The organism is uncultured Thalassolituus sp. (genome assembly GCF_950066645.1).
GTDB lineage: Bacteria > Pseudomonadota > Gammaproteobacteria > Pseudomonadales > Oceanobacteraceae > Thalassolituus.
Genome location: NZ_CATMFB010000019.1, coordinates 31,833 through 53,623, shown reverse-complemented (window position 1 = coordinate 53,623; position 21,791 = coordinate 31,833). Strand labels below are relative to the sequence as shown.

19 protein-coding genes are annotated in these 21,791 nt (G+C 52.4%); 14 read left to right on the top strand and 5 right to left on the bottom strand.

The window, feature by feature from the left end; translation table 11 throughout:
* The first annotated feature begins 10 nt into the window (after nucleotides 1-10).
* Genes Q1L85_RS15235 through rluB form a run of 3 tightly spaced genes read left to right on the top strand, consistent with a single transcriptional unit; the run spans nucleotide 11 to nucleotide 2,565 of the window.
* Nucleotides 11-865: a ScpA family protein gene (locus tag Q1L85_RS15235; protein WP_300427437.1), complete on the top strand. Its 855-nt coding sequence runs from the start codon at nucleotides 11-13 to the stop codon at nucleotides 863-865.
* Nucleotides 834-1,712 carry an SMC-Scp complex subunit ScpB gene (gene scpB / locus Q1L85_RS15230; protein WP_300427418.1) on the top strand — a complete coding sequence of 293 codons (879 nt, stop codon included), beginning with the start codon at nucleotides 834-836 and terminating at the stop codon, nucleotides 1,710-1,712. Before Q1L85_RS15235 ends, scpB begins: the two co-directional genes overlap by 32 nt.
* Complete coding sequence (rluB, locus tag Q1L85_RS15225) at nucleotides 1,702-2,565, top strand: 23S rRNA pseudouridine(2605) synthase RluB (RefSeq protein WP_373915175.1); 864 nt, start codon at nucleotides 1,702-1,704, stop codon at nucleotides 2,563-2,565. The genes scpB and rluB overlap by 11 nt, the downstream gene beginning before the upstream one ends.
* Before the next feature lie 15 nt (nucleotides 2,566-2,580).
* Here rluB and Q1L85_RS15220 read toward each other — a convergent pair whose 3' ends face one another.
* The 5 genes from Q1L85_RS15220 to Q1L85_RS15200 all read right to left on the bottom strand — a co-directional run bounded on the left by Q1L85_RS15220 (nucleotide 2,581) and on the right by Q1L85_RS15200 (nucleotide 7,253).
* The gene (locus Q1L85_RS15220) at nucleotides 2,581-3,534 is read right to left on the bottom strand and encodes a GGDEF domain-containing protein (RefSeq protein ID WP_300427421.1); all 954 of its coding nucleotides are present in this window, start codon (nucleotides 3,532-3,534) and stop codon (nucleotides 2,581-2,583) included.
* A gap of 212 nt (nucleotides 3,535-3,746) precedes the next feature.
* Nucleotides 3,747-4,493, bottom strand: a complete 747-nt coding sequence (locus Q1L85_RS15215) for a YciK family oxidoreductase (protein WP_300427422.1) — start codon at nucleotides 4,491-4,493, stop codon at nucleotides 3,747-3,749.
* A gap of 57 nt (nucleotides 4,494-4,550) precedes the next feature.
* Nucleotides 4,551-5,207, bottom strand: a complete 657-nt coding sequence (locus Q1L85_RS15210) for an HAD family hydrolase (protein WP_300427424.1) — start codon at nucleotides 5,205-5,207, stop codon at nucleotides 4,551-4,553.
* Nucleotides 5,207-5,926 carry a bifunctional 2-polyprenyl-6-hydroxyphenol methylase/3-demethylubiquinol 3-O-methyltransferase UbiG gene (ubiG, locus tag Q1L85_RS15205; RefSeq protein WP_300427425.1) on the bottom strand — a complete coding sequence of 240 codons (720 nt, stop codon included), beginning with the start codon at nucleotides 5,924-5,926 and terminating at the stop codon, nucleotides 5,207-5,209. The genes Q1L85_RS15210 and ubiG overlap by 1 nt, the downstream gene beginning before the upstream one ends.
* Before the next feature lie 22 nt (nucleotides 5,927-5,948).
* A complete protein-coding gene (locus Q1L85_RS15200; protein ID WP_300427426.1) occupies nucleotides 5,949-7,253 on the bottom strand; it encodes a TRZ/ATZ family hydrolase in 1,305 nt (434 codons plus the stop codon).
* Between the two features lie 264 nt (nucleotides 7,254-7,517).
* On the opposite strand from Q1L85_RS15200, the gene gyrA reads away from it, so the two are divergent.
* The 11 genes from gyrA to pyrF all read left to right on the top strand — a co-directional run bounded on the left by gyrA (nucleotide 7,518) and on the right by pyrF (nucleotide 21,749).
* Nucleotides 7,518-10,094, top strand: a complete 2,577-nt coding sequence (gene gyrA / locus Q1L85_RS15195) for a DNA gyrase subunit A (protein ID WP_300433555.1) — start codon at nucleotides 7,518-7,520, stop codon at nucleotides 10,092-10,094.
* Entirely contained in the window at nucleotides 10,087-11,238 is a 1,152-nt protein-coding gene (locus Q1L85_RS15190; RefSeq protein ID WP_300427430.1) for a Wzz/FepE/Etk N-terminal domain-containing protein, read from the top strand. The genes gyrA and Q1L85_RS15190 overlap by 8 nt, the downstream gene beginning before the upstream one ends.
* 26 nt (nucleotides 11,239-11,264) lie before the next feature.
* Nucleotides 11,265-12,347, top strand: coding sequence for a 3-phosphoserine/phosphohydroxythreonine transaminase (gene serC / locus Q1L85_RS15185; protein WP_300427431.1), 1,083 nt, complete (start codon nucleotides 11,265-11,267; stop codon nucleotides 12,345-12,347).
* Nucleotides 12,348-12,358: 11 nt separating this feature from the next.
* Nucleotides 12,359-13,453 (top strand): prephenate dehydratase, encoded by a 1,095-nt coding sequence (gene pheA, locus Q1L85_RS15180; RefSeq protein ID WP_300427432.1) that lies wholly within the window; start codon nucleotides 12,359-12,361, stop codon nucleotides 13,451-13,453.
* A gap of 9 nt (nucleotides 13,454-13,462) precedes the next feature.
* Complete coding sequence (gene hisC / locus Q1L85_RS15175; protein ID WP_300427433.1) at nucleotides 13,463-14,581, top strand: histidinol-phosphate transaminase; 1,119 nt, start codon at nucleotides 13,463-13,465, stop codon at nucleotides 14,579-14,581.
* Nucleotides 14,578-16,815, top strand: coding sequence for a bifunctional prephenate dehydrogenase/3-phosphoshikimate 1-carboxyvinyltransferase (locus Q1L85_RS15170; protein WP_300433554.1), 2,238 nt, complete (start codon nucleotides 14,578-14,580; stop codon nucleotides 16,813-16,815). The genes hisC and Q1L85_RS15170 overlap by 4 nt, the downstream gene beginning before the upstream one ends.
* On the top strand, nucleotides 16,808-17,494 hold the full coding sequence (cmk, locus tag Q1L85_RS15165; protein ID WP_300428585.1) for a (d)CMP kinase: 687 nt from the start codon (nucleotides 16,808-16,810) through the stop codon (nucleotides 17,492-17,494). The genes Q1L85_RS15170 and cmk overlap by 8 nt, the downstream gene beginning before the upstream one ends.
* A gap of 137 nt (nucleotides 17,495-17,631) precedes the next feature.
* On the top strand, nucleotides 17,632-19,314 hold the full coding sequence (rpsA, locus tag Q1L85_RS15160; protein ID WP_300428586.1) for a 30S ribosomal protein S1: 1,683 nt from the start codon (nucleotides 17,632-17,634) through the stop codon (nucleotides 19,312-19,314).
* A 184-nt stretch (nucleotides 19,315-19,498) separates the two neighbouring features.
* Nucleotides 19,499-19,804 (top strand): integration host factor subunit beta, encoded by a 306-nt coding sequence (ihfB, locus tag Q1L85_RS15155; RefSeq protein WP_300428587.1) that lies wholly within the window; start codon nucleotides 19,499-19,501, stop codon nucleotides 19,802-19,804.
* A gap of 74 nt (nucleotides 19,805-19,878) precedes the next feature.
* Complete coding sequence (locus Q1L85_RS15150; protein WP_300433553.1) at nucleotides 19,879-21,057, top strand: hypothetical protein; 1,179 nt, start codon at nucleotides 19,879-19,881, stop codon at nucleotides 21,055-21,057.
* Nucleotides 21,054-21,749: an orotidine-5'-phosphate decarboxylase gene (pyrF, locus tag Q1L85_RS15145; RefSeq protein WP_300433552.1), complete on the top strand. Its 696-nt coding sequence runs from the start codon at nucleotides 21,054-21,056 to the stop codon at nucleotides 21,747-21,749. Before Q1L85_RS15150 ends, pyrF begins: the two co-directional genes overlap by 4 nt.
* Nucleotides 21,750-21,791 lie beyond the last annotated feature (42 nt).

Below are 21,791 nucleotides of genomic sequence, written 5' to 3'. Positions count from 1 at the left end.
GGAGCATCCGATGACAGAGAGCGAGCAGACACCCGTCAGCACCGCCCGCCAGCGGGAAATGCCGTTTGCATTGGTGCAGGGGCAGCCAATGACTCAGCTGCCTCTGGATCTCTATATTCCACCTGATGCGCTTGAGATTATTCTGGAGCAGTTTGAAGGACCGCTTGATCTTCTGTTGTATCTGATCCGTAAGCAGAACCTCGATATTCTGGAGGTGAATGTCTCTGAGATCGTGGATCAGTATATGCAGTACATAGATCTGATGCAGTCGCTGCAGTTGGAGCTCGCTGCTGAGTACATGGTCATGGCGGCGATGCTGGCTGAAATAAAAAGCAGAATGTTACTGCCCCGTCAGAAAGGCGACGGCGAAGAGGGTGAGGAAGAAGATCCCCGTGCTGAACTTATCCGGCGCCTGCAGGAATATGAACGTTTCCGGACCGCAGCTGAGAATCTCGACGAGCTGCCGAGGCTGGAAAGGGATATTCATGTTGCTGATATTGATGCACCGGATCGTATTCAGGAAAGAGTACATCCTGAAGTTGATATACGTGAACTGATGCTGGCGATGGCCGTTGTTATGCGCCGTGCTGAGCGCTTTGAACACCATGAGATTCAGCGCGAGCAGCTGTCAACCCGGGAGCGCATGAGCCAGGTGCTGGAGTCGTTGAAAGGCGGGCATTTCGTTCCATTCCGCGCGCTTTTTACGCCAGAAGAAGGACGGCTTGGCGTGGTCGTAACTTTTCTGGCAATTCTTGAGCTGATAAAAGAATCCCTGGTTGATATTGTTCAGCATGAAACTCTTGGCGCGATACACGTAAAACTGCGGGGTGGGGATGTCATTACCGGCACTGAAGAACATTCTTGAAGCGGCGCTGATGGCGGCAGGCACACCGCTGTCGCTGGACCGGATGCTGACGCTTTTTGAAGAGCATGAAGCCCCTGCCCGTAATGATCTGCGTGACGCTCTTGATGAACTCAAGCGTGATCTCCTTACTCGTGGCATAGAATTAAGTGAAGTAGCCTCCGGCTACCGGCTTCAGGTCAGGCGAGAGGTCGCTCCATACGTCGCCAGGCTATGGGAGGAGCGTCCGCAACGTTATTCCAGAGCCTTGCTTGAGACACTTGCTCTTATTGCTTACCGGCAGCCTGTGACACGGGGAGATATCGAAGATGTCCGTGGGGTTGTGGTGAGTTCAGGCATTATGAAAACTCTCGTGGAACGTGAGTGGGTCAGAGTTGTGGGATACCGTGATGTGCCTGGTCGTCCGGCAATGTATGCCACAACCCGGGAGTTTCTCGATTATTTTGGCCTGACCTCCCTTGAGGACCTGCCGTCGCTGATGGAGATTCGTGAGCTTGATGATGCGAACCGCCGGCTGGAACTGGGGGATGATGCAGACGCACGTAAGCCGACACCGGAGCGTTACGATTTCACCAGTGACGAAGATCGTGAAGAAAGAGGTGCTGAGGTACTCTCTGATACGGCAGACGATCTTGATCAGGCTGAAGCATTGTTACGGCAGGTAGAGGACAATGTCTTCGAGCCTGCCGGAGAAAAAGGTGAGGGCCGCAAGGTTCGCGATCTTGGTGATATACTCGCGCGCCTTGAAGAACAACAGGGTCAGCTGGCGGAGCCGGCTGACGAACTTAAGGCGGTAGCGGCAGATGACGGCGCGCACCGCATGCAGGATACAGAATCAGATCATGAATGAACGTGTTCAGAAGTTGCTGGCGGTTGCTGGCGTAGCCTCCCGTCGCGAAGTAGAGCGCTGGATCAGCGAAGGCCGGGTTTCAGTGAATGGTGAAACCTGTAAGCTGGGTGATCGTGCCAGTCGTTTTGACGATGTGCGTGTCGATGGCCGCCGTATCAACCTGGAAGAAGCTGGCCGGACCTGCCGCGTTATTGCCTACAACAAGCCCGTGGGGGAAGTGTGTACCCGCAATGATCCGGAAGGTCGCCCTACGGTATTCGACCACCTGCCGAAGACCAGAAACGAGCGGTGGGTTAATGTTGGTCGCCTCGATATCAACACCAGCGGGTTACTGCTGTTTACGACAGACGGTGAGCTGGCCAACAAGCTGATGCATCCTTCAAGCAATGTCGACCGCGAATACGCCGTTCGTGTCCGCGGTGATGTTGATGAGGAAATGATTGCACGTCTGAAAGAAGGGGTGTTACTCGAAGACGGGCTGGCGCGCTTTACCGATGTCCGTTATTTCGATGGTGAAGGGCAGAATAAGTGGTATCACGTAGTGGTGATGGAAGGACGTAATCGTGAGGTACGTCGCCTGTGGGAAAGCCAGGGGGTTGCGGTCAGTCGCCTCAAACGTGTCCGCTATGGTTGTATCTTTATGCCTGCCAATGTCCCTGTGGGCACCTGGGTTGAAATGGGTCAGAAAGAAATTAATGACCTGTGTGATATGGTGGAGCTGCGCCGCAAGCGAACTAAACGCTTGGTGGGCAAAGAAAAGGACCAGGCGCAAAGAGCGGCTAAGAAGCAGAAAATCCGCCAGTTTGCCGGCCGTCGTCGCCGTCCCGGTTCGGAGCGGGCGGATAACGAATAAGCATCAGGGGAGTGCTTACTCCCCGTCTTCTTCGCGCTCTGTGAATTCCATATCAAGGTCACTGATGACTCTGTTACGGCCACTGTCTTTCGCAACGTAGAGAGCTTCGTCGGCCCGTTGTACTAACTCTTCCATTGTATCTGTCATATTCAGGGTGGCACAGCCGATGCTGGCGGTTACCTGAAGGCTTCCCTTTTCACTGGTAAACATCAGCTGACCGATGCCCATGCGGATACGCTCTGCAATGCGCAGCGCGCCTGCCTGGTCTGCACTGCTGAGCATGATAAGAAATTCTTCACCCCCGTAGCGGAAACACATATCCGTCTGGCGAATGCAGCCGGTCATGGCGATCACGGCCTCTTTGAGAACTTTATCTCCCATGCTGTGGCCGAACTCGTCATTCACCTGCTTGAAGTGGTCAAGGTCCAGCATAAGCACAGACAGTGACTGGTCGTGGCGTTTCGCGAGTTCGACTTCCCGCCCCAGAGTTTTATCCAGTGCAACGCGGTTTCCTGCTCCGGTCAGGGGGTCGCGGAAGGCGGCAGCCATCGCTTCGTGATATCTCAGGGCATTTCGCAGCGGATACACCAGTGTGCTCAGCAGGCCCTCGATGTTGGCAAGTTCGTGTTCGCGGAAGCGGGTGGAGCGATGAAAGGTCAGATCGCCCATGTAATCCTGCTGAGTCTGCATACGGTAGTTGGCGGTGTGCAGACTGTTGCGACCGGTTGCGAGAGATATTCCGGAGGGGTCATGCGTCAGCGTGAGGCCATCTACGAGCACGGCCTGCTGAATTTCTTCCAGAAATATTTCGAGGAGTTGGCTGAGTTCCAGGGTGGTCTGAAGCTTCCCTGATAAACGCAACAGTACTTCCGGGCGAATGTCGGGACGTGGTGCCAGATCCCCGAAAGGGGTAATGACTTTATCGTCCCGCAGTTCTGCTCTGCCGTTGGTGTGTAACGGACTGACCATGAGCTACCTCATCAGTTGGTTTATGCATCTGATCAGGAAATAAGCGATAACCGTGCCAGTATACGAAATGTTGTTTAATTTCAGTAAAAACAATAGGTTAGCGTATGATAGCTGGGGTGGGGCGATCTTTTGCCGGCGGTTTGACGTTTGCCGCCGGCAAAGGCCTGCCAAATAACTGACTAAAATTCAGAAGGTTTTCTTCTGGTTTTCCGTCATTTCTTTGGCTGGGCATCGATACTCTGGCAATGCGTTCCGATAGATTCCGGACTCATCAGATGAAGATAAAGAGGCATGATGTCCTTTGCTTCCGTGACGGTTGTCGGGTTTTCAGCGGGGTAGGCGGCTGCGCGCATCTGGGTGCGTGTTGCGCCTGGATTGATGCAGTTAACACGGATTTTGCTGGTGTTTTCGAGTTCTTCCGCCATTACCTGCATCAGGCCTTCTGTCGCGAATTTAGAGACAGCGTAGGCTCCCCAGTAGGCCCGGCCCTGGCGTCCGACACTGCTGGTGGTGAAGATCACAGAGGCGTCGGCGGGGGCGTTCCGCAGGAGTGGTAACAGGTGTTTCATTAACGCAAATTGGCCATTCACGTTGATCTGCATAACTTTCTGCCACGTTTCCCAGTGGTAGTTATCGAGCATTGTTCTCTGCCCAAGCACCGAGGCATTGAGTAGTACGCCATCGAGGTGATCGAAATGCTGTTCAATCAGAGCGGCCAGCTCGATAAACTTCGCTTCGTCTTTTTCTTCGAGATCGAAGGGCAGTACCGCTGGTTGCGGCAGGTGTTCTGCTTCGATCATGTCGTACGTATCGTTGAGCGCTTCTTCAGTACGCCCCAGCAGGAGCACAGTGGCGCCTGCTCTGGCGTAGGTGAGGGCGGCTTCACGGCCGATACCATAGCCGCCACCTGTCACTAAAATGACGCGATTTTCGAGGGGTTTGGCGTTCTGGTCAGTCATTTCTTGAATTTTCTCGTTAAACCGTTAAGGAATCAGCGGCAAGAACGGCAATGCCGGTCAGTCTTTGCCGGTAAGCATCGCCATCAGGCTCTGCGCAGAGTCTATATAATGATCCGCCTCCCATGAGGCTGGATCATCCTGTTCTTCAATGTACCCGAAACAGGCTGCGATACTGAGCATCCCTGCTGCTTTCGCGGCCTGTATGTCGCGAATGTGGTCACCGACATACCAGCACTGACTCGCAGCTACTTTCATCTGCTCTGCGCACAGCAGCAGGCTGTCGGGTGCTGGCTTATTATTGATGACATCTTCCGGGCAGACCACGAAGTCACATGGCAATGGCATACGATCAAGCAGCAGCTCAGTGTACTTGCGTGGTTTATTGGTCACGATTCCCCAGGGAATGCGCTGTTCTGCGAGAAATGCCAGTACTTCCGAAAAGCCATCGAACAGCTCCGCGTGCGCACCGACTGCAGTTTCGTAGCGGTCGAGGACTTTCTGGCGGTATGCCTGAATGTCCGGGTGATCGCGGGAGATATCATAGGTAATCGTCGCCAGTGCAACACCGCCATTACTCACTTGCTCGCGAATAGCATCGTCGCTAAGCGGTGACTTGCCAATGTCTGCACGGAGGCTGTTGACGACCTGGTAGAAGTCGGCAGCCGTGTCTACCAGGGTGCCATCAAGGTCAAAAAGTACCGCAGCAGGGCTCATCAGATGTCTTCTTTTACCGTGGCGACGAGATAATTCACATCAACGTCATTGTCTTTCAGGCTGTAGTCCTTGGTCAGCGGGTTGTAGACCATGCCGGTCATATCGATGACTTTCAGGTCTGCAGCGCGGCACCAGCGGGTCAGTTCGCTCGGCTTGATGAACTTGTCGTAATCGTGGGTGCCGGCCGGCAGCATGCGCAGCAGGTATTCCGCACCGATAATGGCCATGGCATAGGCTTTCGGGTTGCGGTTGATGGTCGAGAAGAAGACCATGCCGCCCGGTTTCACCAACTTGTAGCAAGCGCGGATGATCGACGCCGGATCAGGCACGTGTTCAAGCATCTCAAGGCAGGTCACGACGTCAAACGCCCCTGGCATTTCTTCGGCGAGCTCTTCCACGGGAATCTGGCGATAAGTAACGCTGACACCGCTTTCAAGGGCGTGCAGGCGAGCAACATTCAGTGGGGCTTCGCCCATGTCGATGCCGGTGACTTCGGCACCGCGTTGCGCCATGGCTTCACTCAGAATACCGCCGCCGCAACCGACATCGAGGACTTTCTTGCCCGCCAGTGTCGCGTGAGCGTCGATGTAGTTGGTGCGCAATGGGTTGATATCATGGAGTGGTTTGAATTCACTCTCCATATCCCACCAACGGGAGGCGAGGGCTTCAAATTTCGCGATTTCTGCGCGGTCGACGTTGGCTTTTACTGTCTCGGTCATAATTGTTGTCTCGTCGTGCGTCTTATTTGCTGATCTTCTGTTGCCATTGTACAGCGCGGGCAATCAGTTGATCTTCATTTAAGGTACTGAGCTGGCCTGCTTTAAGCAGGGCTTTGCCGGCAACCCAGGTGTATTCGGTCATGCGGCTGCTGTCGGTGTATACCAGCTGCGAAGCGGCATCATAGAGTGGCAGCTGCGGCAGGTTGTTCATTCGTACCGCCTGCAGGTCGGCTGCTTTGCCAATTTCAATAGAACCGGTGAACTCGTCAATTCGCAGTGCTTTGGCACCGCCAATGGTCGCTGCTTTCAGTGCGGTCATCGCAGGCAGTGCTGCTGCGTCACCTGCGACGGCTTTGGCCAGCATGGCGGCGGTTTTAAGTTCGCCCTGAATATTGAGGTCGTTATTACTGGCCGCGCCGTCAGTCCCGATGGCAACAGTCACACCAGCATCCATGAGTTTCTGTACCGGGCAGAACCCACTTGCCAGTTTTAGGTTGGATTCCGGGCAATGCACCACGGATGCGCCGGTCTGCTGCAGGATGCCGATGTCTGTATCGTCGATCTGGGTCATATGGACGCAGCTGACGCCTTCATTTAAGAAGCCAAGTTCAGCCAGGCGTTCCGTCGGGCGTTGACCGCGTTGCTCGATACTCTGAGCGACTTCAAAAGCGGTTTCGTGCAGATGGATCTGTACCGGCATGCCAGTCTGATTGGCGATGGTGGCGATTTCTTTCAATGGCTCATCTGACACTGTGTAAGGCGCATGAGGGCCGATGCCGATATGTGCGAGTGCCTGATGGCGGTATTTCGCGTGCACATCCATGGTTTTACGGATGTACTCGTCAGCGTTCTGGGCGAAGTTGGTCGGGAAATCCAGTACGGGTGTGAAGCTCACTGTGCGCATACCTGCATCCAGTGAGGCTTGTATACTGTCGCCCGAATAGAAATACATGTCGGCGAAGGTAGTGGTGCCGCAGCGCAGCATTTCAGCAATCGCCAGTTGTGTGCCGTCGTAGACAAACCCGGAAGATACCCACTGACCCTCGGCCGGCCAGATGTGCTGTTCAAGCCAGGTCATTAACGGAAGGTCATCAGCCATGCCGCGGAACAATGACATCGCAGCGTGCCCATGGGCGTTGATGTATCCGGGTAATACTGCGTGTTCTGTTAAGTGAAGGGTTTCGCCAGCTTCTTCTGTACATTCAGAGGTCGGGCACAGGCCGCTGACTTTGCCATCAGTAACGAGCACTGTGTGGTTTTCCAGAACACCCGTGCCCTCGCTCATAGGGAGTACCCAGCGGGCATCAATGCGCAGATCTGCGGCCATGTTTGTATTCCTGAATTTCAGTGTGTGCGCAGTATACCTAATCGTTGAGTGATTGAGCGAATAAACACTCTGGGGCTGTGTGTTATTTGATCAGTAGGGAACGCCCGTTCAGATGCTAAAACGTCTTGTGCGGCCATTCAGGAGCTCTCATTAGGTATCTGCCTGTTTTGTGGTATGATTCTGCGCTTCTCCGGGCGCTCTAAGGGCGTCTGTTCAAAATAAGGATTACCGCCTCAGGCGGAAAACAGTGCGGGCCAGAGTTTTATGGGTGAATTAGCTAAAGAAGTTCTTCCGGTAAACATTGAAGACGAGCTTCAGCAGTCGTACCTCGATTATGCCATGAGTGTTATCGTTGGGCGGGCACTTCCGGACGTCCGGGACGGCCTTAAGCCGGTCCATCGTCGAGTGCTCCATGCGATGAATGTTCTTGGTAACGACTGGAACAAACCTTACAAAAAGTCTGCCCGTGTTGTTGGTGACGTGATCGGTAAATATCACCCACATGGTGACTCTGCGGTCTACGACACCATCGTTCGTATGGCTCAGGACTTCTCCATGCGTTATACGCTGGTGGATGGTCAGGGTAACTTCGGTTCGGTAGACGGTGACTCTGCTGCAGCGATGCGTTACACGGAAATCCGGATGGAGAAAATCAGCCATGACATGCTGGCTGATATCGACAAAGAAACCGTCGACTGGGTACCTAACTATGATGGTACTGAGCAGATTCCCGAAGTATTGCCGACCCGTGTGCCAAACCTGCTGGTGAATGGCTCATCCGGTATCGCGGTAGGTATGGCGACCAATATTCCGCCACACAACCTGACCGAAGTACTGAATGGCTGTCTGGCTCTTATCGACGATCCGAATCTGACCGTTGACGATCTGATGGAATACATTCCGGGTCCGGATTTCCCAACAGGCGCCTTTATTAATGGTCGTGACGGTATCGTTGAGGCTTATCGCACGGGTCGTGGCCGTATTTACCTGCGTGCCCGTCACCACTTCGAAGAAGACGATAAGAACGGTAAGGTCTCTATCGTATTCACCGAAATTCCGTACATGGTGAACAAAGCCCGCCTGATCGAAAAGATCGCGGAGCTGGTAAAAGATAAGAAGATCGAAGGTATTACAGAGCTGCGCGACGAGTCGGATAAAGACGGTATGCGTATCGTGGTTGAACTGCGTCGCGGTGAAATGCCAGAAGTGGTCCTGAATAACCTGTTTGCACAGACCCAGCTGCAGGGTGTGTTCGGTATTAACACTGTTGCACTGGTAGACGGTCAGCCTAAGACGCTGAATCTGAAACAGCTGCTGGACGCCTTTGTTAAGCACCGTCGCGAAGTGGTTACACGCCGTACTATCTACGACCTGCGTAAAGCCCGCGAACGTGGCCATATTCTTGAGGGGCTGGCACTGGCGCTGGCAAACATTGACCCGGTGATTGAGCTGATCAAAAAGTCTCCGACTGCAGCTGAGGCTAAAGAGCGTCTGATTGCTGAGGCCTGGGCTCCCGGAGATGTTCTGGATATGCTCGAGCGTGCTGGAGAAGATGCCTGTCGCCCAGATGATCTGCCAGAGGAGTTTGGCTTCCGTGATGGTAAGTATCACCTGTCACCAGTTCAGGCTCAGGCGATTCTGGATCTGCGTCTGCAGAAGCTGACCGGTCTTGAACACGAAAAACTGATTGATGAGTATCAGCAGAAACTGGCTGAAATCGCCGAGTACCTGGAAATTCTGGGTAGCCCTGAGCGCCTGATGCAGGTGATCCGTGAAGAGCTGGAAGCCATCCGCGCCGAATACGGCGATGATCGTCGCACCGAAATCATTGCACAGAAACGCGATCTGACGATGGCGGATCTGATTCCGGAAGAGACCCTGGTACTGACTTTGTCTCATACCGGCTATGCCAAGACTCAGCCGATGGATGCGTACCAGGCGCAGAAGCGCGGTGGTAAAGGCAAGTCAGCCACACAGGTGAAAGACGAAGACTTTATTGAACATCTGTTGGTGGTGAACAGCCACGACACGGTGCTCTGTTTTACCGACGCCGGCAAAGTTTACTGGCTGACTGTTTATGATATCCCGCAGGCGAGCCGTAATGCGAAAGGTCGCCCGATTGTGAACGTTCTGAATCTGTCAGAAGAAGGCGAGCGTATTACCGCCATTCTGCCGGTCGATGAATACCGCGAAGATCTTTATGTCTTCATGGCAACTGCTCGCGGTACCGTTAAGAAGACGACCCTGGATCAGTTCAGCCGTCCCCGTTCAACTGGCCTGATTGCCTGTGAGCTGGATGAAAATGATTGGCTGGTCGGTGTGGCTATCACCGATGGCTCTCAGGATATTCTGATGCTGAGCGATGCGGGTAAAGCGGTACGCTTCAAAGAGTCTGATGTGCGTGCCATGGGCCGTACTGCTCGTGGTGTGCGCGGTATCAAGCTGGCGGATGATCAGCGTGTGATCTCGCTGATTGTACCGGAAGAAAACGGCACGATTCTGACTGCCTCTCAGCGCGGTTTCGGTAAGCGCACCAAGGTAGAAGAATTCCCAACGAAAGGTCGTGGCACTCAGGGTGTTATCGCTATGGTCACCAGTGACCGTAACGGTGCTCTTGTCGGCGCGGTACAGGTATTCGATGGCGATGAAGTGATGCTGGTCAGTGACCGTGGCACACTGGTGCGGACCCGTGTCGATGAAGTCTCCGTGTTGGGGCGTAACACTCAGGGCGTGACGCTGATTAAAGTGGCAGAAAAAGAGAAACTCGTTGGTGTTGAGCGCATTTGTGACGCTGACGAAGATGATGATGTGATCGAAGGGGATGTGTCTGGCGATGAGTGATCAGCAGACGAATGCGCGCAGAGATGAGATTGATTTGTTTGATCTCGTCGATGATATTCGCGACAAATGGTATTGGGTGGTTGGCGTCAGTATTTTAGGTGCCTTACTTGCGATTGTGTATGCGGTCACTACGACGCCCTTATATCGCACAGAAGTGGTCATCAAGGATGCCCCGGGATCTGATTTGGTGGCCTTTAATCAACCTGCGCTCAGAACGACCCTGGTTCTGGAGGCCCGTAAAGATAGCCTGAAGGACGGGGGGAGCACATCTGATTTTGCATTGAGCGCAGAGCCCGTGTTTGAGTTGACTTCAGAAACTGCTTTTCTTGGAGCACGTGCGGTAATCCGCTCTGCTTCCACGCGAAAAGCCTTCTACCAGAAATTGGTCCGCGGTGAAGACGAGGTGCTTAAGGCATTGATCTTTAATGAGCTACTCACTGAAGAACAAAATCTGGCACTTTTTCTTGAGCGATTCAGCTTCTCTGATCCGGGTGCAAAAGAAAAGTTGGATGTGTTTATGACTGTATCATTTGAGCTAAGCGATGCTCAGCTCGCGACAGACGTATTAAATGATTACGTTGCCTTTGCTCTGAGCAAGTACGATTTGCAGATTCAGTCTGAACTTGACCGGAAACTAAACGCTCAACTCCAGCTTAATGAATCATGGGCAGACTCATTAAGGGCTGCTTACGATGCGGAAAAAGAGAGAAGGATCGTTGAGTTAAGTGAAGCCGCCGAGATTGCCGCGGTAATAGGTCAGAAACAGCCATTTTACAATTCTAATGATGTGGTCGTAAGCAGCGAGCCCCCACTCTACATGATGGGTGAACAGGCTCTCCGGGCAGAAGTTTCTCAGTTAAGATCTCGCAGCCAGCTGAAGTCTGAAGACCTTTTTATTAATGGGCTGCCGGAGATATTACAGAACACGGCGGTATTGAAGTCAGTCAGTGTTGACTGGAAAAGTGTGAATTATGCTTTGGTTGACCAGCCTGCTTTACTACCCCGAAAGCCTGTCAAACCTAGAAAAATTTTGATTGTTGTTCTGGGCGGAATTGGTGGCTTTATGATGGGGCTGATCGCAGCTCTTATTGCGGCAGGTTCGGCGAGACATGTTGTTCGTCCCCGATATATAAAAATTCAGTAGTTCTAACGTTTTTACAGAGTGAAGAAATGAGTCGGATCTATAATTTCTGTGCGGGCCCTGCGGCCCTTCCTACTCCAGTGCTCGAACGTGCTGGCAAAGAGCTGGCGGATTGGCACGGAAAGGGAATGTCGATCATGGAGATGAGCCACCGTAGCAAGGAATACGTTGGCGTCGCTGAAAAAGCCGAACAGGATCTGCGTGACCTGATGGCGATCCCTGACAACTACAAAGTGTTATTTATGCAGGGAGGCGCCAGCAGTCAGTTCACTATGATTCCAATGAATCTGCTGCGTGGTGGTTCTAAAGCCGATTACATCAATACAGGGCAGTGGTCGAGCAAAGCCATTAAAGAGGCAAAGCGTTACTGCGAAGTGAATGTTGCTGCGTCGACAGAAGGCAATAACTTCACGTCTGCGCCAGCTCAGTCTGAACTGAGTCTGAGTGCTGATGCTGCGTATGTTCATTACACACCAAATGAAACCATTGGTGGTGTTGAATTCGATTACATCCCGGACGTGGGTGATAAGCCGCTTGTTGCCGACTATTCATCGTCGATTCTGTCTGAACCAGTCGATGTATCTAAGTTCGGTCTGATTTATGCCGGCGCTCAGAAAAATATCGGTCCTGCGGGGCTGTGTGTGGTGATTGTGCGTGAAGATCTGCTGGGTAATACCATTTCAGGTACGCCGACCATGTTTGATTACAAGGTCGCTGCAGACAATGGCTCTATGTACAACACACCGCCGACGTACAGTTGGTACCTGGCTGGTCTGGTGTTCGAGTGGCTGAAAGAGCAGGGCGGTGTTGAGGCGATGGCCGAGCTGAACCGTCGCAAAGCCGAAAAACTGTACGGCTTTATTGATACCAACGATTTTTATGCGAATCCGGTAGCTAAAAATAACCGCTCCCGCATGAACGTGCCATTTACGCTGGCGGATGCTGCTCTGGATAAAACTTTCCTGGCAGAAAGCGAGCAAGCAGGTCTGATGAATCTGGCAGGCCATCGCAGTGTCGGTGGTATGCGCGCCAGTATTTATAACGCAGTACCGGAAGAAGGTGTGGATGCGCTGATTGCATTCATGGCGGACTTCGCTGAACGTCACGGTTAACAGGTTTTATCATGAGTGAAGCACAGGAACTGGATCAGCTGCGTCAGCAGATTGATTCGCTGGATAAGCAGATTCAGGAACTGATCAATCAGCGCGCACAGTGTGCTCAGAACGTTGCTGACGTAAAGCAGAAGTATGCTGCACCGGGTGAAAAGGTCGTTTTCTATCGCCCTGAGCGCGAAGCACAGGTGTTGCGCCGGGTGATGGAGCGTAACGAAGGACCGCTGCCTGATGAGTCTATGGCGCGACTGTTTCGTGAAATTATGTCGCAGTGCCTTGCGTTAGAAGAGCCGCTTCAGGTCGCCTATTTAGGTCCTGAAGGTACATTCACACAGCAGGCTGCAGTAAAGCATTTTGGCCACGCAGTGAATTGTCAGGGCAAGGTGTCTATCGGGGATGTCTTCCGCGAAGTGGCCAGTGGTGCTGCTAACTACGGTGTCGTACCTGTTGAGAACTCGACCGAAGGTGTCGTGACCCATACCCTCGATAGCTTCTACGATTCTAACCTTCATATCTGTGGTGAAGTCACTCTGCGCATACACCATCATTTGCTGATTAAGAGCGAAGGTCAGGAAATCGATCGTATCTATTCACATGCTCAGTCTCTGGGGCAGTGTCGTCGTTGGTTGGATCAGAATTTCCCTGCGAATGTTGAGCGTATTGCCGTTAACTCGAATGCGGAAGCTGCACGGCGTGCTGCCGCAGAAGAGGGCGCGGCGGCCATTGCTGGTGAAGCTGCAGCAGAACTCTACGACCTCTCTGTGCGTAATGCGAATATCGAAGATCGTCCGGACAACACTACGCGTTTCCTGATTATTGGTCGTCAGGAAACCGGTCCGAGTGGCGAAGATAAGACGTCCATCATGGTGTCGAATCGTAATAAACCAGGGTCCTTATATCAGGTGCTGGCGCCTTTTCATGAGGCTGGCGTTAACCTGACGCGAATTGAAACCCGCCCGGATCCATCTGGCACCTGGAATTATATTTTCTTTATAGATTTTGAAGGTCACTGCGAAGATGACGTAACTGCGGCTGTTCTGAAAAAGCTGCGTGAAATAGCGGTCGATTACAAACTGTTGGGTTCTTACCCGCGCGCCGTGCTCTGATAGAGGTTAATGATAGTGGCTGTAAATTTTTCTGAACTGGCAGTAGAAGGTGTTCGTTCACTGCGTCCTTATCAGCCAGGTAAGCCAATTGATGAACTGGCACGTGAGCTGGGTCTGAACGAGTCAGACATTGTTAAGCTTGCCAGTAACGAAAATCCTATGGGCCCAAGCCCTAAGGCGTTAGAAGCGATCAAAGCGGAATTAGCTGATCTCACGCGTTATCCAGATGGTGCCGGCTTCGTGGTGAAGAAAACGTTGAGCGAAAAGCTCTCGATTTGCCCGGAACAGATCACGCTCGGCAATGGCTCCAGCGATATTCTCGATTTTATCGTTCGTGTGTTTGTTAACGACGGCGACAACGTCGTATTTTCGCAGCATGCCTTTGCGATCTATGGCCTCGTTGCGAAAATGGTCGGCGCGGAAAGCATTGTCACACCGGCGAAAGATTTCGGTCACGATCTTGATGCAATGGCTGCGGATATCAATGACCGCACTCGTATCGTGTTTGTGACGAACCCGAATAATCCCACCGGCACCTGGAATACCCGCGATGAGCTGCTTAACTTCCTCAATAAGGTACCGGAGCATGTCATCGTACTTCTGGATGAAGCGTATTTTGAATACGTACACGAAGCGGACTATCCAGACGGCATCAGTCTGTTGAATGATTACCCTAACCTTGTCGTTACCCGTACTTTCTCCAAAGCCTACGGTCTTGCGTCATTGCGTGTGGGCTATGGTGTATCGAGCCCTGAACTGGCTGATCTGATGAATCGTGTCCGCCCGCCGTTCAATGTTGATTCGTTTGCGCTTGCGGCGGCTAATGCGACACTCCTCGATGAGGAGTATGTCAAAGAAAGCATCGCACTCAATGATGCGGGTATGGCCTACCTGACCAGCGCATTCAATGATATGGGGCTTTCTTACATTCCGTCCGTGGGTAACTTCATCAGCTTTAAAGTGCCTGCTGGCGTAAATGCGATGGATGTTTATAACGGCCTGCTGCGTGAAGGCGTCATTGTGCGCCCGGTAGCGAACTACGAAATGCCTGAGTATCTGCGTGTATCCATTGGTACAGAAGCAGAAAATCAAACCTTTATCAGTGCGCTGAAAACGGTTCTGTCTTGAGTAAACGAATTCAGATTCCACGTATTGCCGTTATTGGTCTGGGACTGATTGGTTGTTCCTGGATTAAGGCATTGCGTGTGCGCGGCTGTGTTGACGAGGTGCGCGGTTATGACCGCAATCTTGATTCAATGCAGCTGGCCTTGTCAGAAGGCTTGATCGACAGCTACAGCGAAGATATTGGCGCAGTGGTTCAGAATGCTGATCTGGTGATTGTGTCTGTGCCGATTATGGCGATGAGACCCGTTCTGGAAAGCATCCGAGCTCATATCGCTGAGCATACCGTGATTACAGACGTTGGCTCGGTGAAGGGCTCTGTCGCTACCGATGTGGCTGCGGTGTTCGGTAAGGGCTTCCCGCGTTTTGTTCTGGGACACCCGATTGCTGGATCTGAGCGTAGTGGTGTGATGGCGGCGGACGAGAATCTGTATGTTCGCCATAAGGTAATTATTACCCCTGAACCACATACCTCAAAAGAGGCCCTGGCTCTCGTTCGCGATGCATGGACGGCAGTGGGTGCTGATCTTGAGCACATGAGCGTGTCGCATCACGATGAAGTGCTCGCAGCGACGAGTCATTTGCCACATCTGTTGGCGTACTCGCTGGTCGATACCTTGGCCAACAGTCATGAAAACAAAGAAATTTTTAACTATGCTGCCGGTGGCTTCCGCGATTTTACGCGTATTGCCGCCAGTAGTCCGGTCATGTGGCGTGATATTTTCGGAGCCAACAAAGACCAGATTCTGAAGACGCTGGATCTGTTCAGTCACGACCTGGCTTTTCTGCGTGCTGCGATAGAGCAGGGCGACAGCACCTTTGTAATGGGTGTGCTGACCCGGGCGAAATCCGCGCGTGATCATTTTTCTAAGATACTTGCCCGTCGGGCCTATGTTGAACCTATGAAAACAGCTTCTATTTCTTACATTGCGAACCCTGGCAAGGCGCTGTCTGGCAGCTTCCGTGTGCCGGGTGACAAATCAATCTCGCACCGCTCAATCATGCTGGGCTCTCTGGCAAATGGTACTACGGAAGTCACTGGCTTCCTTGAGGGTGAAGATAGCCTTGCAACCCTGCAGGCATTCCGTGATATGGGGGTCGTGATTGAAGGGCCGCATCGCGGACGCGTCACCATTCATGGTGTCGGTCTGCATGGTCTGCAGGCGCCACCAAATGCGCTGTATTTGGGTAACTCAGGTACTTCGATGCGTTTGCTGGCTGGTCTGATGGCAGGTCAGGCATTCGACGTAGAAATGACCGGCGATGAGTCATTGTCCAAGCGTCCTATGGGTCGCGTAGCTGATCCGCTGGCCTTAATGGGCGCGATTGTCGATACCGCAGAAGCAGGTCGCCCACCGATTAAGGTGAAAGGCGGCAGCCCACTCAAAGGCATTCATTACGACCTGCCAATGGCGAGTGCTCAGGTGAAAAGCTGCGTGCTGCTGGCGGGTCTGTATGCTGAAGGCGAAACCTCTGTGACTGAGCCTGCGCCAACGCGTGATCATACCGAGCGTATGTTGCGTGGTTTTGGTTATGACGTGACTGTAGAGGGTAATAAGGTCACTCTGCGTTCCGGTGGCGAGCTGACGGCAACTGAAATCGACGTGCCTTCTGATATTTCTTCGGCAGCGTTCTTTATGGTTGGCGCCAGCATTATGCCGGGCTCTGACATTACCCTCGAGCACGTCGGCATCAACCCGACCCGTATTGGCGTGATCAATATTCTTCGTGCGATGGGTGGCAATATCGATGTGCTGAATGAGCGCGAAGTGGGCGGTGAGCCAGTGGCTGATATCCGTATCCGTTCCGCCCAGCTGAAAGGCATTCATATTCCTGAAGATCAGGTGCCGCTGGCGATTGATGAATTCCCGGCGATCTTTATTGCAGCGGCCTGCGCTGAAGGTGAGACTATCCTCACGGGTGCAGAAGAACTGCGTGTTAAAGAAAGCGACCGTATTCAGGCCATGGTCGATGGCATGGTGACTCTGGGTGTTAATGCCGTGGGTACAGAAGACGGTGCTGTGATTCACGGCTTTGGCGCTGAAGGTAGCTTTGGTGGCGGTGAGATCGACAGTCAGCATGATCACCGTATTGCGATGAGTTTTGCGATGGCGTCGCTGCGAGCAAGTGCTCCTGTTGTTATCCGTGATTGCGCCAACGTGGCCACGTCGTTCCCGGGCTTCGTCGAGCTCGCTTCGGACTGCGGCGTAAACCTGCAGGTGGAATCCGGCGATGAGTAATAACAACGCTTCTGTCGTTATCACCGTTGACGGACCTTCAGGGGCAGGCAAAGGAACAGTGTGCGCTATTCTTGCTGAAACGCTGGGCTGGCACTTGCTGGACAGCGGTGCGCTGTACCGTATCACCGGTCTTGCTGCTGACCGTAAAGGCCTGACTCTTGATGATGAAGCTGCTGTTGCTGATGTGGCGGCTGGTCTGGATGTGCGTTTTGAGCCTACCTCTCAAGGTGTTCGTGTCATTCTTGAAGGTGACGATGTAACCACGACGATCCGTACAGAAGAAGTTGGTAGTCTGGCCTCTCAGGTCGCAGCGCTGCCGAAAGTGCGCGAAGCCCTGCTGCAGCGTCAGCGCGATTTCCGTCAGGCCCCGGGCCTGGTTGCGGATGGCCGCGATATGGGGACGGTTGTCTTTACTGATGCTGAAATCAAAATTTTCCTGACTGCCTCTGCCGAAGAACGCGGTCAGCGTCGCTATAAACAGTTGACTGAAAAGGGCATAAATGCTAGTTTGCCCGCCCTTATCGAAGACATCCGGGTTCGTGATGAACGTGACAGCAACCGTGCTGTTGCTCCATTGCGCCCAGCGACTGACGCGACAGTGATCGACAGCACCTCAATGACGATTGAGGACGTCCGCGAAGAAATCCTGACGCTGGTCCGCCAAGCAGGACTGATCTGAGATTAAAACCTCTGTATATGCCAGCTTCCCGATGGAAGTCGTGCAGAGCGTTTTATTATTAACTAACCCCAGGTGACTGGCAGTCTGGGCAGCGCGAACTCCGTATAGGAGCGTGCTTTATGAGACAGGTGCATACCATGAGCGAAAGCTTTGCTGAATTATTTGAAGAATCCCTTAAAGAACTGGACATGAAACCAGGCTCAATTGTTGTTGGTACCGTAGTGGATATCGATAGCGATTGGGTAACTGTTAACTCCGGTCTGAAATCAGAAGCCGTTATCCCACGCAGCCAGTTCCTGAACGAAAAAGGCGAACTGGAAGTTGCTGTTGGTGACGAAACTTACGTTTCTCTGGAAGCTGTAGAAGATGGCTTCGGTGAAACCAAACTGTCTCGTGAAAAAGCTAAGCGCGCTGAAAGCTGGAAAGAGCTGGAAAAAGCCTTTGAAGCTGATGAAATGGTTATCGGTGTTATCAACGGCAAGGTTAAAGGTGGCTTCACTGTTGACCTGAAAAACATCCGTGCGTTCCTGCCAGGCTCCCTGGTTGACGTTCGTCCAGTACGCGACACTGCGCACCTGGAAGGCAAAGAGCTGGAGTTTAAGGTAATCAAGCTCGACGCTAAGCGTAACAACGTTGTTGTTTCCCGTCGTGCCGTTCTGGAAGCTGCTAACAGCCAGGAACGTGAAGAGCTGCTGGCTAACCTGCAGGAAGGTCAGTCTGTTAAGGGTATCGTTAAGAACCTGACCGACTACGGTGCATTCGTAGATCTGGGCGGTGTTGACGGCCTGCTGCACATCACTGATATGGCTTGGAAGCGTATCAAGCACCCAAGCGAAATCGTTGCTGTTGGTGACGAGATTGACGTTAAAGTCCTGAAGTTCGACCGCGAGCGTAACCGCGTTTCTCTGGGTCTGAAGCAGCTGGGCGATGATCCATGGGTGAACATCAACGAACGTTACCCAGAAAACGCACGCGTCAAAGCACGTGTTACTAACCTGACTGATTACGGCTGCTTCGCAGAGCTGGAAGAGGGTGTTGAAGGTCTGGTACACGTTTCTGAAATGGATTGGACTAACAAGAACATCCACCCAAGCAAAGTCGTACAGGTTGGCGACGAAGTGGAAGTTATGGTTCTGGACATTGATGAAGAGCGTCGTCGTATTTCACTGGGTATCAAGCAGTGCACCATGAACCCATGGGAAGAGTTCGGTACTAAGTTCAACAAGGGCGATAAGATCTCCGGTAAGATTAAGTCAATCACTGACTTCGGTATCTTTATTGGTCTGGACGGCGGTATCGACGGTCTGGTTCACCTGTCTGACATCTCCTGGAACGACACTGGTGAAGAAGCCGTTCGCAACTACAAGAAAGGCGACGAGCTGGAAACCGTTATCCTGTCTATCGATCCAGAGCGCGAGCGTATCTCTCTGGGTGTGAAGCAGCTGGAAAGCGATCCTTTCTCTGAGTATGTTGCAGAGAACGACAAAGGCACTCTGGTTAACGGTAAAGTGATCGCAGTTGATGCGAAAGCGGCTACTGTTGAAATCGCTGCGGGTGTTGAAGCAACTCTGAAAGCGTCTGAGATCAGCCGCGATAAGGTTGAAGATGCACGTAACGTACTCAACGAAGGCGATAGTGTTGAAGCCGTTATCACTTCTGTTGATCGCAAGAACCGCGTAATCAGCCTGTCCGTTAAGGCGAAAGACGCTGTTGCAGACAAAGAAGCTCTGAAAGAGCAGCGTGCTAAGGCTGAAGCTGAGATGACTGGTCCTACCACCATTGGTGACCTGATCAAAGAGCAGCTCAACCAGAAAGACTGATCTTAGCCCTGATATCAGTGCTTTGATTAAGAAAACCCGCTCCGGCGGGTTTTTTTGTGCCTGAAGAGCGGCTTTTTGGCGAAGATTGTTCATAAAATGCACTTGTCTTCTTGCAAAAGTGACAAGCTAACTGCATGATTTAGTTGGTTTTATTGCTGAGCTACGTTCTCATGGAGGGAAAGTCATGACGAAATCTGAACTGATCGAGAAGATAGTCAGTCGTCAGCCACAGCTGTCAGCTAAAGATGTCGAGCTTGCCGTAAAGACGTTGCTGGATCATATGTCGCAGACATTGTCATCGGGTGATCGTATTGAGATACGTGGATTTGGCAGTTTTTCACTTCATTATCGTGCTCCACGAACGGGGCGTAACCCAAAAACGGGAGAAACGGTGGAGCTGAAAGGTAAGTTTGTCCCTCACTTTAAGCCCGGAAAAGAATTGCGGGATCAGGTGAATGATGGCCTCGATGAGGGTGGGACGACTCATTGAACCACCCCTCTGTTCAGGTGGTCTGTATCTATAATCTGAAAGTCATTTCCAGGCAGATATGCCAGGGATAACAGATGCCTGATTCTGCGCTTATATACATTCTTCTGTTAGCCGGCGTCGCACTTGGCTGGACCCTGGGCTATCGATACGCCACCCAATCAAAGCTACCGGAATACCCCGACTGGATTCCGAGTGTCGACTATCTGCTTGCTGAAAGTAACGACCTTTCCCTGGAAAAACTTCTCAACATTGAACAGATCGACGATGGTTCGATGGATCTTTTTCTGAAGCTGGGCAGGAGCCTGAGAGACAAGGGCGAGCTGGACCGGGCGACCCACCTGCATCAACGACTGTTTGCCCGGCCAGACCTTGAACGCAGTGCAATGCATTCCATTCAACTTGAACTGGCGCTTGATTACTCGTATGCCGGACTTCTGGATCGTGCTGAAAGTATTCTCCGGGAGTTGCTCGAAGGAAAAGGCCACGTTGCTGATGAGGCTGCTGTTCATCTGGTTGAATTGCTTGAGGAAGAGGGGGAGTGGGGCGCGATTCTGGAGCTGTATCAAGCCAGGAAGCTGCCGGGACATCAGTCACTGAATCAGAGGGTGTCACACGCGGCATGTGAGCTTGCTGAGAGAAGTCTAAAACGGGCCGATTACCTGGAATCTCAGAAGCTGTGTAAACAGGCACTCAAAATTGATACCCGTTGCGCCAGAGCGTTTGTTGTTCTGGGTGATCTCGCATTTGGCCAAGGGGAGTTCAGAGAAGCTGTACGCTGTTATCTGCGTGCGGCTGAAGTGGACAGGCAGGCTGTGGTCCGTATTCTGGATAATCTGGTTAAGTCGTTCCAGAATATCGGTGATATTCCGGGTCTTCGTGAGCACCTGAGGAAGCAGTGGGAAGAAAGCCACTATATGCCGGCTCTGATCGCATGCGTCGAAGCGATGGCCAGTCAGAATAAAGGCGGAGAGGCGGTTACTTCTCTGTTAGTTGAGCTTCAGAAAATTCCTTCCAATCAAGGGTTTCTCGCTCTGGCTGAGCTCGTCGTTGAGCATCGCCAGCAGCTCGATAAGTCGCAGTTAATGACGGTCTATGATATTCTCCGCCGCATCGTTGCAGCCGAGCCCAAGTTCGTCTGTTCAAATTGTGGATTTAAAGCTAAGGAGCCGCATTGGCGCTGCCCCAGCTGTAAAGACTGGGCATCGGTAAGGGCGTACGTTCCGCAGCCGCCGTTATCGAAGCCTGATTTATGACCACTACATCTCCCATTGTTGTTGCTCTTGATTTCCCCTCAATGGACCAGGCGCTTGCCATGGCTGACCAGCTCGATCCTGACCTCTGCCGCGTTAAGGTAGGAAAAGAGCTCTACACGGCAACGGGTCCGGCGATTCTTGAAGAATTGCACAAGCGTAATTACGAAGTATTCCTCGATCTTAAATTTCACGATATTCCAAATACCTGTGCAAAAGCCGTTGGTGTTGCCGCAGACCTTGGTGTCTGGATGGTGAATGTCCACGCATCCGGTGGGCAGCGAATGATGGAAGCTGCGCGAAATGAGCTTGAAAAGAAGTCGCATAAGCCTTTGTTGATCGGCGTTACCGTGCTGACTTCTATGGAGCAGTGCGACCTTGCTGGTATTGGCCTTGATATCGAACCAATGGTTCAGGTTGAGCGATTAGCAAAGCTGGCTCAGTCTTCGGGTATGGATGGGGTTGTGTGTTCTGCCCGAGAGGTTTCTTTAATCCGTGACGTTTGTGGTCCTGGGTTTCTGACCGTTACCCCGGGAATCAGACCGGAGGGGGCGGATATTGGTGATCAGAAGCGTGTAATGACTCCTAGGGAGGCCGTGGAAGCTGGTGTAGATTATATGGTAATTGGGAGGCCGGTAACGAGCTCTTTATATCCCGCTGAAGCCTGTGAGTCGATATACAAAACCGTATGTTAACTATTTCGGGTGAATTCAGAGTCTGACACTGCTTGACCGCGA